This window comes from Bradyrhizobium sp. SZCCHNR1093, from assembly GCF_032381175.1.
In the GTDB taxonomy this organism is placed as follows: domain Bacteria; phylum Pseudomonadota; class Alphaproteobacteria; order Rhizobiales; family Xanthobacteraceae; genus Bradyrhizobium.
The window spans coordinates 710,111-725,881 of the sequence record NZ_JAUHJJ010000002.1 but is presented as its reverse complement, the minus strand read 5'-3'; the positions used below and the strand labels follow the sequence as shown (position 1 = coordinate 725,881).

The 15,771-nt window shown below is 66.4% G+C and carries 13 protein-coding genes and 1 pseudogene; 3 read left to right on the top strand and 11 right to left on the bottom strand.

Features of this window, described 5'->3' with window-relative positions:
* Nucleotides 1–15: 15 nt before the first annotated feature.
* The 9 genes and pseudogenes from QX070_RS08975 to QX070_RS08935 all read right to left on the bottom strand — a co-directional run bounded on the left by QX070_RS08975 (nt 16) and on the right by QX070_RS08935 (nt 10,055).
* Nucleotides 16–876: a D-amino-acid transaminase gene (locus QX070_RS08975; RefSeq protein ID WP_315736527.1), complete on the bottom strand. Its 861-nt coding sequence runs from the start codon at nt 874–876 to the stop codon at nt 16–18.
* A 67-nt stretch (nt 877–943) separates the two neighbouring features.
* The gene (locus QX070_RS08970; RefSeq protein ID WP_315736526.1) at nt 944–1,675 is read right to left on the bottom strand and encodes an amino acid ABC transporter ATP-binding protein; all 732 of its coding nucleotides are present in this window, start codon (nt 1,673–1,675) and stop codon (nt 944–946) included.
* Nucleotides 1,676–1,684: 9 nt separating this feature from the next.
* Nucleotides 1,685–2,377: an amino acid ABC transporter permease gene (locus tag QX070_RS08965; protein ID WP_315736525.1), complete on the bottom strand. Its 693-nt coding sequence runs from the start codon at nt 2,375–2,377 to the stop codon at nt 1,685–1,687.
* A gap of 1 nt (nt 2,378) precedes the next feature.
* Complete coding sequence (locus QX070_RS08960; RefSeq protein WP_315736524.1) at nt 2,379–3,110, bottom strand: amino acid ABC transporter permease; 732 nt, start codon at nt 3,108–3,110, stop codon at nt 2,379–2,381.
* 202 nt (nt 3,111–3,312) lie between these two features.
* Nucleotides 3,313–4,227 carry an amino acid ABC transporter substrate-binding protein gene (locus QX070_RS08955; RefSeq protein ID WP_315736523.1) on the bottom strand — a complete coding sequence of 305 codons (915 nt, stop codon included), beginning with the start codon at nt 4,225–4,227 and terminating at the stop codon, nt 3,313–3,315.
* A gap of 568 nt (nt 4,228–4,795) precedes the next feature.
* Complete coding sequence (locus tag QX070_RS08950) at nt 4,796–6,178, bottom strand: M20 family metallopeptidase (protein WP_315736522.1); 1,383 nt, start codon at nt 6,176–6,178, stop codon at nt 4,796–4,798.
* Between the two features lie 246 nt (nt 6,179–6,424).
* A complete protein-coding gene (locus tag QX070_RS08945) occupies nt 6,425–8,089 on the bottom strand; it encodes a thiamine pyrophosphate-binding protein (protein ID WP_315736521.1) in 1,665 nt (554 codons plus the stop codon).
* A gap of 260 nt (nt 8,090–8,349) precedes the next feature.
* Nucleotides 8,350–8,829 carry a GFA family protein gene (locus tag QX070_RS08940; RefSeq protein ID WP_315736520.1) on the bottom strand — a complete coding sequence of 160 codons (480 nt, stop codon included), beginning with the start codon at nt 8,827–8,829 and terminating at the stop codon, nt 8,350–8,352.
* Nucleotides 8,830–8,931: 102 nt separating this feature from the next.
* A pseudogene (locus tag QX070_RS08935) lies at nt 8,932–10,055 on the bottom strand (alkene reductase).
* Nucleotides 10,056–10,155: 100 nt separating this feature from the next.
* On the opposite strand from QX070_RS08935, the gene QX070_RS08930 reads away from it, so the two are divergent.
* From QX070_RS08930 to QX070_RS08920, 3 genes are all read left to right on the top strand, one after another.
* Nucleotides 10,156–10,545, top strand: a complete 390-nt coding sequence (locus QX070_RS08930; protein WP_315736519.1) for a winged helix-turn-helix domain-containing protein — start codon at nt 10,156–10,158, stop codon at nt 10,543–10,545.
* Nucleotides 10,546–10,697: 152 nt separating this feature from the next.
* Nucleotides 10,698–11,549, top strand: a complete 852-nt coding sequence (locus QX070_RS08925) for an SDR family NAD(P)-dependent oxidoreductase (protein ID WP_315736518.1) — start codon at nt 10,698–10,700, stop codon at nt 11,547–11,549.
* Between the two features lie 410 nt (nt 11,550–11,959).
* On the top strand, nt 11,960–13,546 hold the full coding sequence (locus QX070_RS08920) for a hypothetical protein (protein WP_315736517.1): 1,587 nt from the start codon (nt 11,960–11,962) through the stop codon (nt 13,544–13,546).
* Here the strand turns inward: QX070_RS08920 and QX070_RS08915 are convergent.
* Both QX070_RS08915 and QX070_RS08910 read right to left on the bottom strand, forming a co-directional pair.
* Nucleotides 13,479–14,747: a hypothetical protein gene (locus QX070_RS08915; RefSeq protein ID WP_315736516.1), complete on the bottom strand. Its 1,269-nt coding sequence runs from the start codon at nt 14,745–14,747 to the stop codon at nt 13,479–13,481. The two genes, QX070_RS08920 and QX070_RS08915, sit on opposite strands and share 68 nt — an antisense overlap.
* A complete protein-coding gene (locus tag QX070_RS08910) occupies nt 14,744–15,748 on the bottom strand; it encodes a hypothetical protein (RefSeq protein WP_315736515.1) in 1,005 nt (334 codons plus the stop codon). The genes QX070_RS08915 and QX070_RS08910 overlap by 4 nt, the downstream gene beginning before the upstream one ends.
* Between the last annotated feature and the right edge of the window lie 23 nt (nt 15,749–15,771).

Sequence of the window (15,771 nt, the reverse complement as noted above, 5' to 3'; positions counted from 1 at the left end):
TATCGTCTCCTCCAACTACACCGCCGTGGCGCGCGCAAAATCGACATAGATCTCGCGCAGCCGCGCCGCCACCGGTCCCGGCTTGCCGTCGCCGACGGGCTTGCCGTCGATCGTGACCACCGGCTGCACGAACGAGCTCGCGCTGGTGATGAAGGCTTCCTTCGCCGCGAGCGCCTCCTCCACCGTGAACAGCCGCTCCTCGACCTTGAGCTGGCGCTCCTCGGCGAGCTTCACCACGGCCTTGCGGGTGCAGCCCGGCAGGATCGCGTTCGAGTTCGGCCGCGTCACGATGACGTCGTCCTTGGTCAGGATGAAGGCCGAGGACGAGCCGCCCTCGGTGACATGACCGTCCTCGACCATCCACGCCTCGCCGGCCCCGGCCGCGGCGGCCGCCTGCTTCGCGAGCACCTGCGCCAGCAGCGCCACGCTCTTGATGTCGCGGCGCGCCCAGCGGATGTCGGGCACGGTGATGACGCCAATTCCCGTCTTCGCCGAGGGCGCATTGATGATGTCCTTGGCGGTGACGAACATCACCAAGGTCGGCTTGACGTCGCCCTTGGGAAACGGGAAGTCGCGGCCCTTGTCGGCGCCGCGCGTCACCTGCAGATAGACCATACCCTGGTCGAGCCGGTTGCGTGCGACCAGCTCCTTCTGCAGCTCCTCGATCCGCGCCAGGCTCTCCGGCAGCGCCAGCCCGATCTCGCCGACCGAGCGCTCCAGGCGGGCAAGATGCGGGGCACTGTCGACCAGCTTGCCATCGAGCACCGCCGCCACTTCGTAGATGCCGTCGGCAAACAGGAAGCCGCGATCGAGGACCGAGACCTTGGCCTCGGACAGGGGCACGAAGGCGCCGTTGACGTAAGCGATCGGGTCCAAATTCATATTCTCCAACTTCGAGATTCAGGGTTCGCGCGTTCCGCGCGCCCCGGAACGACGGTAAGTGCTAATGCGACAGGATTTTCGACAAGAACTGTTGCGCCCGCTCGCTGCGCGGCTGGCCGAAGAAATCCTCCTTCTTGGCGTCCTCGACGATCTCGCCGCGGTCCATGAAGATGACGCGGTGGGCGACCTTCCTGGCGAAGCCCATCTCGTGGGTCACGACCATCATGGTCATGCCCTCGCGGGCGAGATCGACCATGACGTCAAGCACCTCGCTGATCATCTCCGGATCGAGCGCCGAGGTCGGCTCGTCGAACAGCATCGCGATCGGGTCCATGGCGAGCGCACGTGCGATCGCCACGCGCTGCTGCTGACCGCCGGAGAGCTGCGCCGGAAACTTCTGCGCCTGCTCCTTGAGGCCGACGCGATCCAGGAGCTTCATGCCCTTCGCGGTCGCTTCCTCATGGCCACGACCCAGCACCTTCTGCTGGGCGAGGCAGAGATTGTCGATGATCTTGAGATGCGGAAACAGCTCGAAGTGCTGGAACACCATGCCGACCCGCGAGCGCAGCTTCGGCAGGTTGGTCTTGGAATCATTGACCTTGAGGCCGTCGATCGTGATCACGCCGTCCTGGAACGGCTCCAGCGCGTTGACGCATTTGATCAGGGTCGACTTGCCGGAGCCGGAGGGGCCGCAGACCACCACCACCTCGCCCTTGGCGACCGAGGTCGTGCAGTCCTTCAGCACCTGGAAGCTCGGGCTGTACCATTTGTTGACGTGGCTGATTTCGATCATGGGAGCCGACTATCTGATGATGGAGATGCGCGACTGCAGGCGACGGACGCCGTAGGACGCGACACAGGAGATGGTGAAGTAGACCAGGGCCGCGAACAGGTACATCTCGACCAGACGGCCGTCGCGCTGGGCGACTTTCGAAGCAGCGCCGAGGAAGTCCGGAATCGAGAGCACGTAGACCAGCGACGTGTCCTGGAACAGCACGATGGTCTGGGTCAGCAGCACCGGCAGCATGTTGCGGAACGCCTGCGGCAGCACGACGTAGCGCATGGTCTGCGCATAGGTCAGGCCGAGCGCCGAGGCCGCGGCCGGCTGGCCGCGCGAGATCGACTGGATGCCGGCGCGCATGATCTCGGAGAAATAGGCCGCCTCGAACAGGATGAAGGTGATCAGGGAGGACGCGAACGCGCCGACCTTGATCGGCCGCGACGAGCCGGTGATCCACTGCCCGATATAGGGCACCAGGAAGTAGAACCAGAAGATCACCAGAACCAGCGGCAGCGAGCGCATGAAGTCGACATAGAGCCCGGCGATAAAGCCCATCACCCGATAGCCGGACAGCCGCATCAGCGCGATCAGGGTGCCGAACACAAGACCGCCCGTCGCCGACAGCGCCGTCAAGGTCAGCGTGAAGGTCATGCCGTCGATGAAAAGATAGCTCAGCGAGCGGCGGATGACGTCGAAATCGAAATTGGCCAGCATCTCATTTGCCCGTGATGTAGCCAGGGACCGCCACCGCGCGCTCCAGGAGCCGCATGCCGATCACGACGATGACGTTGATGACGAGATACATCAAGGTGGCGGCGCTGAAGGCCTCGAACACCTGGAACGAGAATTCCTGCATGGCGCGCGCAGCGCCCGTCAGCTCGATCAGACCGATCGTGATTGCGACGGCGCTGTTCTTGACCGTGTTGAGAAATTCGGACGTCAGCGGCGGCAGGATGATGCGGAAAGCCATCGGCAGCAGCACGTAGCGGTAGGCCTGCAAGGTGGTGAGGCCGAGCGCGGTCGCCGCCAGCTTCTGGCCGCGCGGCAGCGAGCCGATGCCGGCCGCCAATTGCACGGCGACACGCGCCGACATGAACAGGCCGATGCCGACGGCCGCCGTATAGAATGGCGCATTGGGCATCTGCTTCAGCCACAGGCCGATCGTGGGCGGCAACAGCTCCGGCAGCACGAAGAACCACAGGAACAGCTGCACCAAAAGCGGCATGTTGCGGAAGAATTCGACATAGGCGAAGGCGATCCAGGTCGCCAGCTTGGACGGCAAGCTGCGCAGGATGCCGACGATCGTGCCGCAGATCAGCGCGATCACCCAGGCCGACAGCGAGGTCACGATGGTGACCTTCAGCCCCGCCAGCAGCATGTCGAAATAGGTGCCGGCCCCGGTCGGGTTCGGCTCCAGGAAGATGTGCCAGTTCCAGGTGTAGTTCACGGGGACATCCTGAGAGGGAATTAGCTCGCAAGTCGCATTACACAGTCTTTGCCAAAAACTCGCTGCGCTCCCTCCCCCTTGCGGGGGAGGGTCGGGGTGGGGGGTCCACACGGGCAATCTTTCCTGAGACCCCCACCCCCGACCCCTCCCCGCAAGGGGGAGGGGGGCGCATCGAATTCGGCGCGAGAGCTGCGACCTCACCTTACGGCTTGTACGAGTCCGGATCCGGCGAATCCGACGGCTTGGCGAACTCGGCCTTCAGCTCGGCCGACAGCGGGGTGTTGAGGTTCAGGCCCTTCGGCGGGATCTTCTGCATGAACCATTTGTCATACAGCTTGGCGCCCTCGCCGCTGGTGTAGATCTTGGCGGTCGCCGCATCGACCACCTTCTTGAACTGCGGGTCGTCCTTGCGCAGCATGATGCCGTAGGGCTCAGGCTTCGAGAACGCGTCCTTGGAAACGACGTAGGCGGCCGGATCCTTGGAGCCGGCGACGAGGCTCGCAAGAAGAATGTCGTCCATCACGAAGGCGACGGCGCGATCGGTCTCCACCATCAGGAAGGCCTCGGCATGATCCTTGGCCGGGATGATGTTGATGCCGAGGTTGCGCGCCGCGTTGGCTTCGGTGAGCTGCTTGATGTTGGTGGTGCCGGCGGTCGACACGACCGATTTACCCTTCAGATCGTCGATCGCGTTGATCTTGCTCGCCTTCTTCGAGACGTAGCGGCTCGCCGTCAGGAAGTGGGTGTTGGTGAAGGAGATCTGCTTCTGGCGCTCGGCATTGTTGGTGGTCGAGCCGCATTCGAGATCGATGGTGCCGTTGGCGAGCAGCGGGATGCGGGTCGACGACGTCACCGGGTTGAGCTTCACATCGAGCTTGTCGAGCTTGAGCTCCTTCTTCACGGCATCGACGATGCCCATGCAGATGTCGATGGCAAAGCCGATCGGCTTCTGATTGTCGTCGAGATAGGAGAACGGGATCGAGGAGTCGCGGACGCCGAGCGTAATGGTGCCGGTCTCCTTGATGTTCTTCAGGGTCCCCGTCAGGTCCTCGGCCTGCACCTGGCCGGCGCAGAGCGCGGCGGCGACGGCAAGACCGAATAGGCGAAGCTGCTTCATAACTGATCTCCTCAATCCGGCTGATTGCCGGATGCTTGCATAAACCACAGCGAACTCAAAATGGCCCCCGCCCCCCGGACGATCTCCGGCCGGACGAGCGCGGGCACCATAGACCGCCCCGCGGCGGGACGTCCTCGGACGATCGCGACAAATTGCCTGTCCTGCGTCCCCTTCGACAAGACGTTCGGGCTGAAACGGCAGCGCCGAACGTCGGGATGGTAAACTGCGCGGGGCTCGCGAGCCCCGCGACCAGACGAAAGTCTCACTCGGGCGGTTCCCGCACGCGGCAATGCAACCGCACAGCACACGGGCCTCGTGGTTCGAGACGCGCCGCGCGCGGCAAGCCCGCCTTCCATCTTCCTGATCGGCGCGGCGTTCCTCACCATGAACGTCACCGCGGACTTCGCCAAGGCACCAGTCCTCGCCCGGAGGAGCCCGCCGAAGGCGGCCGTCTCGAAGGGCGGCCGCAGGCGCTGAACACGACCGGGGCGTCGCTCACCCCGCCTCAGGCAGCGAGAGGTGAGCACCGATAACGCCAAGAGATGTGTGCTCATGCCCCCTTCTCGCCTCACAACGGCTTCTGCAGCTCGCCGAGATCCCAGAACAGCCCGGCCATCAGGCCGAGCGCCTCCTCCGTGACATCCAGCAGAATGTGCTCATCCGGCGCGTGCTGCGAGCAGCCCGGATAGGAATGCGGCACCCACATGGTCGGCATCTTCAGCACGTCGGCAAACACGTCATTGGGCAGCGAGCCGCCGAAGTTCGGCAGCACGGCGGGCGCTTTGCCGGTGCTCATCTTGATGGAATCCGCGGCCCATTTGATCCAGGGGCTGTCGATGTCGGCGCGCGAGGCCATGAAGCTCTGCGCCATGCTGACTTCGATCATCGGGAAGCCATGCGCGGCGAGATGGTTCTTCACGTCGGCCACGATACTGTCGACCTTGGTGCCGACGACGAAACGCAGCTGCAGCACGGCGCGGGCGCGGCCGGGGATCGCATTCGCCGGCTTGTCGATATTGCCGGAGGAGATCGCAAGCACCTCGAGCGTATTCCAGGCATAGAGCCGCTCCGCCGGCGTCAGCCCCTCCTCGCCCCAATTGTCCGACAGCGCCGGCTCGTCGGCGGTCGGCTCCACCTTCACGTCGGCGAGGATGGCGCGGATCGCATTGGTGAGACGCGGCGGCTTCAGCGCCTCCAGCTTGATGCGGCCATGGCCGTCGACCAGCGTGGCGATCGCGTTCGCCAGGATGGTCGCCGGATTGGCGAGCACGCCGCCCCAATTGCCGGAGTGATTGCCGCCCTCGCGCAGATTGACGTCGAGATGCAACCGGATGCCGCCGCGGCAGCCGAGAAAGATGGTGGGGCGCGCGGTCGACAGCCGCGGGCCGTCCGAGCCGATGAAGACGTCGGCCTTCAAGGCGTCGCGATGCAGATCGGCCACCTTGGCGAGATCGGGCGAGCCGATCTCCTCGCCCATCTCGATGATGAACTTGGCATTGAAGCCGAGCTTGCCGCCACGCGCCTCGCGCACCGCGCGCAGCGCCGCCATGTTGACGCTGTGCTGGCCCTTGTTGTCGGCGGTGCCGCGGCCATAGAGACGATTGCCCGCCGGCGTCACCGCCCAGGGATCGCGGCCGTCGCGCCATTCGCCAGCCATGCCGTCGACGGTGTCGCCGTGGCCATAGCTGAGCACCGTCGGGGCACTGTCGCTCTCGCGGTAGGTCGCGATCAGGAACGGCGACTTGCCGCTCGGCGAGGGCACGATCTCGGAGGAAAAGCCGAGGGCGGCAAAGGACGGCGTCAGCTCTTTGGTCAGATACGCCGCGAGCTCGTCCTTGCGCTCGGGATTGAGGCTCTCGGTGCGATAGGCGACCCGGCGGCCGAGCTCGGCCAAGAAGTCACCGCTCGTCAGCGTCTGACGGGCACGGGCAATTGCATCAATCCTGGTCATGGCGCTTTTCCAGTCACAACGAAGGCGGCGTCATATCGGGATCGCGCGGCGAGCGGAAGGGGCTGGGTTTGAATTCAATGCTGATATCAAGCAAGTCTCGGATTCCGGAACCGCGTAGCCTGCCATCAAACTCGGTGGTTGGACCGCGCTGCGGCTTGCTCGGTACTCCTCGCCCGCCCGTGTAGCGCCAACACCGTCCTCGTCCCGGACGAAAGTGATCAACTGACAATCCAGAGGCGCAGTCTCTCAATTCACCACGTGGCTGACCATCACCTCGATCAGCTTGGCGCCGGGCCTGCGGAACGCGTCCGACAAGCTCGGCTTCAGCTCGCGCGGATCACTGATGCGCATCGCCTCGCAGCCGAGCGACCGTGCCAGCCCTGCGAAATCCACCGGCGGGTCGACAAAATCCATACCGATGTAGTTGTCGTCGCCGTGGAACGACAGCAGCCGCTGCTTGATGATGCGGTAGCCGCCATTGTTGACGATGACGACCGACAGCGGCAGCTTGTGATGCGCTGCGGTCCACAGCGCCTGGATCGAATACATCGCGCTGCCGTCGCCGGAATAGCACACGACCGGACGATCGGGATTGGCGAGACTGACACCGACCGAGGCCGGCAGGCCCCAGCCGATGCCCCCCGAGGCGAGCGCGTGATAGTTATAGCGGTCGCGATAGGGCCACAGCGCCGTCATGTAGCGCGCCGAGGTCAGGCCCTCGTCGACCAGGATGCCGTGCTCCGGCATCGCCTCGGCGACCTGCAGCGCCAGATAGTCCGGGTCGATCGGCGTCCGCTCGCGGGCCGCCTCGATCTGCGCCGCCAGCGTCCGGCGCCGTGCGCTCCAGTTCTTCGAGGACAATTCGGCCACGCGCTCCTGAGCACGCGCCTGCAGGGCCGCGCCGCCGAGCTCGTGTAAGAGCGGCGTGAGCTGAAGCAGCGTCTCGCGAACGTCAGCCTTGAGCGCGATCTCGGCACCGAAATTCTTTCCCAGCTCCCAATCGACGAGGCCGATCTGCACGATCGGCAAGCCCTCGGGCAGCGGCTCGATCTCGCTGTGCACGGACATCCGCAAGGGATCGGCGCCGAGCACGATGAGAAGATCGTGTGGCGCGAGCAGGTCGCGGACCTGCTTCTGCGCGCGCGACAATGAGCCGATGTAGCAGGGATGCTCGGACAGGAAATGCGCGCCATAGGGCGCGGACTGCTGATGCACGGGAGCGCCGATCGCCGACGCGAACTCGGCCGCCTGCCGCAGCGCATCGCTCTTGACGATCTCGTCGCCGGTGATGATCACCGGCCGCTGCGCCCTGAGAATGCGCTGCGCCAGCGCCTGCAACGCGTCCGCGGCCGGCAACACGCGCGCATCGACCCGGGTGGAACGGCCGAGCTCGATGCCGGCTTCGGCATTGAGGATATCGCCGGGCAGCGAGATGAAGACGGGACCGGTCGGCGGCGTGGTCGCCACCTTGGCGGCGCGCCTGATGATGCGCGGCAGGTCCTCCAGCCTCGTCACCTCGACCGCCCATTTCACCAGCGGCTCGGCCATCCGCACCAGCGGGCCGTAGAGCAGCGGCTCCATCAGGCCGTGGCCCTGCTCCTGCTGGCCGGCGGTGAGGATCATCGGCGTGCCTGTGAACTGCGCATTGTAGAGCGCGCCCATGGCGTTGCCGAGACCCGGCGCGACGTGGACGTTGCAGGCGACGAGGCGTCCCGAGGCGCGGCTGAAGCCGTCGGCGATCGCCACCACCAGACTCTCCTGCATCGCCATGACGTAGGTGAGATCGGGATGATCCTTCAGGGCATGCATGATCGGCAATTCGGTGGTGCCGGGATTGCCGAACAGATGGGTGATGCCCTCGTCCTTGAGCAGCGCGAGGAAGGCCGAGCGTCCGGTGGTGCGGTTCTTCATGGTGGCGTTTTCCTCTGGGTCGTGGCCTTGTTCGTTCTCGGCAAGCTCTCACTCCGTCATTGCGAGCGAAGCAAAGCAATCCAGCGTCTGTCATAGAGGCAGTCTGGATTGCTTCGGAGCTGACGCTCCTCGCAATGACGGCGGAGGGGCCGTTGGTCCGGCTTCTCATCGATGGCTCCGGCTAAGATCATGTCACGACCTTGCCAATCAGTACGGCTCCTTGAGTGCGCTCATTGTGACGATACCAAGCTGCCCGCGGATCAGAACATCCCTTCGCGCGAGCCGCGCTTCTTGCGCTGCGCGCGCTGCCAGACCACGCCGGGAAAACCCTTCAGCGGCACCAGGGGCGCGCCGGTGTAGGCCCAATCCGGCGCCTCCTCGATGGCAACGTGATAGAGCGGCTCGCGACCGGTTCGTGCTGCAAATAGCGCGCGCGGGATGTTCACCATGTGCGGCGAGCGGGCGCGCTCGTAGAACACAGGCGAGCCGCAGCTGCTGCAGAAGCTGCGCGTGGCTTTCGCGGCGTCGTCCTCGTAGCGGGTGATCGCATCCGCACCCGAGGTGATGCGAAGGCGCTTGCGCCAGCTTCCGACATAGGTGGCGTAGGCCGCGCCATGGGCGCGGCGGCTGGGCGATGAATGATCATGCCAGGCCCAGCGCGCCGGGACGTCGATCTCGAAGGCGACGCGGCCGCACAGGCATTGGCCAGAGGCGATGCCGGCGGGAGCGGATCTGGGCATGACAAGCATCCATCCACGGCGTCATTCCGGGGCAAGGCCACCGGCCTTGAATCCGGAATGACAATGAAAACGCGACTGCTCGGCTCTCGTGACGCAGTCGAGCTAAGCGGGCGCCATCTCGTCATAGGCCGGATAGTCGGTATAGCCCCTGGCGTCGCCGCCATAAAAGGTGGACGGTGATACGGCGTCAGCGGCCAGCCGTGCCGCAGCCGGCGCGGCAGGTCCGGGTTGGAGATGAAGGTGCGGCCGAAGGCGATGGCGTCGGCGTGGCCGGCCCGGATCGCGGCGTCGGCCGGCTCGCCCGTGAAGCCGCCGGCGCCGATCAGCACGCCGTTCCACACCGGCCGGAACAGAGCGATGGCCGACGGCACGTTCTGCCAGTTGACGTCGGCGCGGCCGGCGCCGGAGGAGCGCGGCTCGATCAGGTGTAGATAGGCGATGCCCAGCTTGTCGAGCGCCTCGATCGCATGGGTATAGAGCGGCATCGGCTCGGCTTCGCCGGAGCCGTTGGCGATGCCATAGGGCGACAGCCGCACGCCGACCTTGTCGACACCGCAGGCGGCGATCACGGCCTCGGTCACCTCGGGCAGGAAGCGGCAGCGGTTCTCGATGGAGCCGCCGTAGCGGTCGGTGCGCTGGTTGCTGCGGGTCTGCAGGAACTGCTCGATCAGGTAACCGTTCGCACCGTGCACCTCGACGCCGTCGAAGCCGGCGGCCATCGCATTGCGCGCGGCTTGGCCATAGGCGGAGACAAGCGCGGGGATCTCGTCGGTGTCGAGCGCACGCGGCGTCTCGTAAGCTGCGCCTTTGCCGTCCGCCGTCATTGCCTTGAGATCGTCGCCGATCGCGATCGCCGACGGCGCCACCGGTAGCGCGCCGCCCGGCTGGAACGAGGAATGCGAGACGCGGCCGACGTGCCAGAGCTGTAGGAAAATGACTCCGCCCTTGGCATGCACCGCGTCGACGACCTGCTTCCAGCCGGCGACCTGCGCCGCGCTGTAGATCCCCGGCACGTTCGGGCTGCCGGTGCCGGTCGGCAGCACCGGCGAGGCCTCGGCGATGATCAGCCCGCCCGGCGTCGCGCGCTGCGCATAATACTCGACGTTGAGCGGCCGCGGCGCGAGGGTCTCCCTTGCGGCGCGCATGCGGGTCAACGGCGCCATCACGACGCGGTGCTTGAGGTGATAAGGACCGATCGTGAGCGGTGAAAACAGCGCAGGCAGCATTTCGTCCCCAGATGTCGTTGCGATTGTCGATTGGGATCATCTTGTTCGCAAAACATGATGGTGGCAATGTCCGCCCCACCTCCGCACGAGCAGACCCTCCATGCCGAAAGCGAACGCCCTGCCCTCGCTCAGCCTGCGCATCGATCTCGATGACGGCAGCCGGATCGGGCCGGGCAAGATCGCGCTGCTGGAGAACATCGAGCGACACGGCTCGATCTCTGCGGCCGGGCGCGCGATGGACATGTCCTACAAGCGGGCCTGGGACCTCGTCGACGAGATCAACCGGGTGTGCCGGCAGCCGGCGGTGGCGCGCCAGACCGGCGGCCGCAATGGCGGTGGCGCGGCGCTGACGGCGTTCGGCGCGCAGTTGGTCGAACGTTATCGGCGCATCGAGCGCGATGCGGCTGACGCCGTGAAGAAGGATCTCGCCGCGCTGCGCAGCGATATCGAGAAGCCGAGGAAGGCGCGCGGGGCCAAGGCCGCGTCGTAAGCCGGTTCCAGCCGACGCGATGCATCTGCGACCGGACTGGTGCGCCTCGCGTTGCAGCCGCAAGAAACCCCTCTTGCCGTCAGCCGGATGATCTTGCGGCCGCGCCAAGACGTCATACACCAGCATCTCATCGTCATGCCGGAGAACCTGCCGTGTCTCACCCTGCCTTATCCGCCGACCACACCGCCGTCATCACCGGAGGCGCCTCCGGCATCGGGCTTGCCGCCGCCATGCGCTTCGCAGAACGCGGCATGAACGTCTGCATCGCCGATGTCGACGAGGCCCGGCTCCGCGACGCCGCCGCCAGGCTCGCGGCTGCGGCCAAGCGTGGCGAAGCTGCGGTCATGACCGCCACGGTCGATGTGAGCAACCGGGACAGCGTGGTCGCGCTCGAAACGGCGGTGCGGCAGCGCTTCGGCGCGATCGACGTGCTGATGAACAATGCCGGCATCCAGCCGGGCAGCAAGATGCTTGCCGACGACAATTGGCAGCGCATCCTCGGGGTCAATCTGTGGGGCGTCATCCACGGCTCGCAGGTGTTCGCAGCCAACATGATCGCCCAGAGCAAGCCGGCGTTGATCATCAATACCGGCTCCAAGCAGGGCATCACCACGCCGCCCGGCGATCCCGCCTACAACGTCTCGAAGGCCGGCGTGAAGGCGTTCACCGAGGCGCTGCAGCACGAGCTGCGCAACACGCCCGGCTGCCAGGTGACGGCGCATCTGTTCATTCCGGGCTTCGTGTTCACGCCGCTCACCGCGAATGGCCGCGTCGAGAAGCCGGCCGCCGCGTGGACGCCGGAGCAGACGGTCGACTTCATGCTGGAGCGCGTTACGGCCGGCGACTTCTACGTGCTGTGCCCCGACAACGACGTACCGCGGGCGCTTGACGAGCGGCGCATCCTGTGGGCAGCCTCCGACATCGTCGAGAACCGGCCGCCGCTGTCGCGCTGGCATGCCGACTACGCCGACGCATTCGCGGAGTTCGCAAAGATATCGCCATGATCCGACCACATCGGAGCGGCGGCGCATAGCTGCTCCCGGTCTCAGCACAAGCTCCCAGACGCGTCGGATCGTCGCAAGGCTGTCCGCGTACGTTCGGGACGTCTACCCGTCGACCGAATCGCTACGGTCGAACGCTCTTCCAACTCACTGATTTGCCGCGGGCGCGACATCGCCGCTGGTCGCCGGCTCTTGAAGCGCCCCTCAACCGTCAAGCGGTGAGATGTCGCAGCTCTGCGGGAGCGCCATCCGTACGCCGCACGACAATCTGACGCAGACGCATTCCACAATCCCTGCGCGAAGCAGCCACGAAGCAGGCAGCAGATAGCCCTCATCATCCGCACCCGCGTCAGCCGCGCCCCGTTGCTTCGGCTCATCCGCAGTGGTGCGCAGCTTTGAGGAGTACGTCGGACATGTCGCGCCATCACCGTCACCATCACGACAGTCACCACGGTCACCATCATCACAACGACCACCACCACCACCATCATCACAATCATCACTGCCAGCCGGCGCCTGCGCCAACGCCTCCGACGCCGCCGACACCGCCCACGCCGCCGACGCCCGCGCTCGGCTTTGCCGATCTCGGCGTCGTCTTCAACGACGCGACGCGCTTTCTCGAAGGCGGACTGTGGCGCAACGTGGTCGAGGAAGGCGGCCAGGGGCTTGGCAGCGCCTACAACTACACTGGCGATCTCACCGTGATTCAGGATGGTCTGAAGGCGATGGTTGCCGCCGGCCAGTTCACCGGTCAGACGCTCACCAACATCAACAAGATCCTCGCTGACATCACGGTCGCGCAGGATGCCGCGATGGCTTCGGTGACCGGCGGCGGCGCGTTCGGCAGCATCGCCGCCGCGGAGACCGCGCTGCGCAACGCGCATCTCGACATCCTCAACGTCGTCAACAACGATCCGAACCTTGCGGGTAATGCGACCAACGCCGACGGCGTCACCGGCTTCCTGCAGGCGCCGGCGCTGCTGCCCGAAGGCGTGACGGCCGCAACCGCCGCCAAGGGCACGCTGGCCGAGCTCGGCCTGATCTTCAACGATGCCGCCAACCGGCTGATCGGCGGCGTGAACGAAGGCAATGTCGATGTCATCCAGGACGATGTCGACGCGCTGATCGCCGGCCTCAATGCGCTGGTCGCCGCCAATCCGCTGCAGTTCGGCGGCCTGACCGGCGTGCACGCGCTCGCCATCATCGACCAGCTCGCGCTCGTCAACACCCACATCAACGGCGCGGCCGGCAATGTCGACATCGGCCGCGCGCTGAACGACGACTTCCTCGACATCATCGACATCGTCGCCGGCGACACCAATCTCGCCAACATGGCGCAGCAGAACGGCCTGACAGGCTGGAGCGGCTTCGGCGACTTCCTCAACCCGACGCCGGCCTATCAGGACAACCAGGCACAGACCGATTTCTGGGCCATGTTCATCGCCCAGTCCAACGCGCTTGGCAAGGCTGCAATCGCCGCCGTCAATTCCGGCGACGCCGCCGCGATGGCCAAGGTCACCGCCGACCTGATGACCTTCAAGAAGGACGTCACCGATTTCGACGCGGCGCAGGGCGGCATCTTCCAGGCCCGCTTCGACAACGAGCTGCTCGGCGACCGGAGCACGCTCGGCGCCGAGATCGCCAAGATCCTCGAAGGCTTCCAGGCCGGCAACAAGGCGCTGGTCGCCGCGGCCGCCGACCAGATGCACCAGAACGCAGCCGATGTCGGCGGCAACAACATCCCGGTCAATGGCGGCGCCTACAATGTCGACGGCACCACGATCGGCCAGGTGCTGGCGACCACCGGCGGCGGCAACAGTGCCGACGCCGCCGCGCTGCTGGCCGCGGTCACCAGCGCGCCGGCCTCGAACGTGATCATGCTTCCCGGCGCCGCGCCGGCAGCACACGCCGGCGCCGCTGCGGCAACCCTGGTCATGGACGGTCCGATGATGGAGGGGCCGATGATGGAGATGCCACAGCATCATCACATGTGGGCGTGATCCCTTGTAGCTCCGGCGCCTGCATCAGCAGGCGCCTGACGAGCGCGAGCGCGGTTTCCGTGGCCGGATCGGCCGAGATCACGGAGACCGCGAGCACGATGAGATCGACCGGCTGGTACGACAGCACGATGACATGCGTCGCATGCCGCGCATCCATCAGCGCCACCACGCGCTCGACGGCGGGGTCGGTGACCGCCCGCCGCCACGGCGCATCGGCCCGGCGCAGCACACGGCTTGACGCGAGAAAGTCGCGCAGCAGCGGCGGATCATAGGCGGTCAGCTCATCCTCGCGACAGCGGCGTGCGCTTTCGAAGACCGGCTGGCGCGTGAGCTCGGCGATCAGACCGTCGCGCGTCGCCGCGATCGACGCCCCGATCGAGTCGAGCACGCCCGGCTCGCGGGCTTGCAGCATCGCGCGCAAGGCATCGCCGATCAGCCCGATCGTGAGCACGCCGGCCACCGCGACCGCGCAGAAACGCATCAATTGCGCCGCATCGACGTCCGGCGACAGCGCGGCCGCGGCGGCGCCGAGCAGGGCGGCGCCGAGGATTCGCAACAATGTCAGCAGCCCGCCCTGACGCTGCGTCTCCGCGCTGGCGCCGGCGATCAGGATCGCGGTCACCGCCAGCAGCGCGCCCAATGCGCCGAGCCGCACCGGCATGCTCGGCGCCAGCACGCGGAAATCGGTGATGATGAAGGGAATGACCATGACGGCGCCGAACGCGACGCGATCGATGACGCGGTTCTCCCAGGCCAGCAGGCTCGCGCGGTCGCGGCGAAGCAGCAGCCAGGCGCAGGTCGCAAAGCCTGCGAGCTGAAAGGCTGACAGCACGACCGTGTGGTGGCTTTCGAACTCGGCCGGACCGAGCGCGCCGGCGAGCGCGAGCACCACGCCGCCGGCCAGCGCGATCGCCTTGAGCGTGCGATGCGCGTGCCGCCGCAGCAGACCTTCCGTCACCGCCAGCGCGCCGAGCGGGATCAGCGCCGCCGGAATCAGGGAGATGCGGTCGAGAAAAGCATTGTCCGTCCACCAGGCGACGCCGCGCAACAGGAACAGCGAGGCGACGGTCCCGAGCAGAACGACCAGCCGTGCCGTCAGCGGTCCCCTGGAATCGCGCCGGTGCAGCATGGCGGCGGCAACCGCGAGGCCGAGCGCGCCGCAGAGGTTGACTACGGAGTCCGCAACGATGCCGGCCGTCATGGCGCGGGTTCGCCGGGCTGCAGGCGCGGACGGAGCGTGCCGAACGTCCTGGTGTCGTCGAGCCAATGCACCAGCGGCAGGATCATCCGCTGCAGCGCCAGCACGGCCGAGGTCGCCAGCAGCGCCGGCAGCGAGCCGGAGGGGATCTCGCGCAGCAGATAGCGCCGGGCGGCGGCGAGATCGATTCGGCCGAGCTGCAGCAGATCGTCGCCCCTGGTGTAGTCCAGCTCGCGCGCGCAGAAGCCGTTGTAGATGGCGTCGCGATGCTTGGGCGCATCGTCATACGTCTTCTTCAGCGCATCGGAGCCGCCGGTATAGGCGTTGGTGATGACGAAGCGCGCCTCGTCGAACCCGGCCTCGCCGCCGACGCCGAACACCGCGCGATGCGCCCGCATGATGCCGCGCGCGAGCTGAAGATGCGCAAAGCTCTGTCGGGCCTGCGGCAGCGGCGACGGATAGACGTCAGAGAAGGTCTCGCAGACCATGCCGGCCACCGCCGGCACCTGCGTGACGTTGGAGATCCATTTCGGCCGCAGGCCGTCACGGATGAACAGCAGCAGCGTCGTGAGGCCGTAAAGCACGCCGGACAGGCCTTTGCCGCGCGCTTCCGGGTCGACCATCACCAATCCGAGATGGATCACCTGCTGGGTGTCGCCGTCGCGCTCGACCTGCATCACCGCGAGCGCATTGAAGGCGATCGGCCGGCCGCCCGCCTCCTCCGACACCACCGTGATGATGGCGCGCGCGAGCGGGTCGCGCTCGCCTGAGAAGATGCCGTAGGTGAGCTCGCCGGCGGGCAGCGTCTTGCCGGCGACGGTGCGGAGATCGGCCACGAGCGCCGCCAGCGGCGCGTCGTCCAGGGTCGTGCCCGGGCTCTCGACGATGCGCGTGCAAAACTCCGCATGGGTGCGCAGCGACAGGTCCATCGCCTCCTGCCCCAGCGCCGTCAGCCAGAAGCCGACATTGTCGTGGATACGCCTGGCCGTTGCGACGACGTTCATTGCTCTCATCCACCTGCCCGATC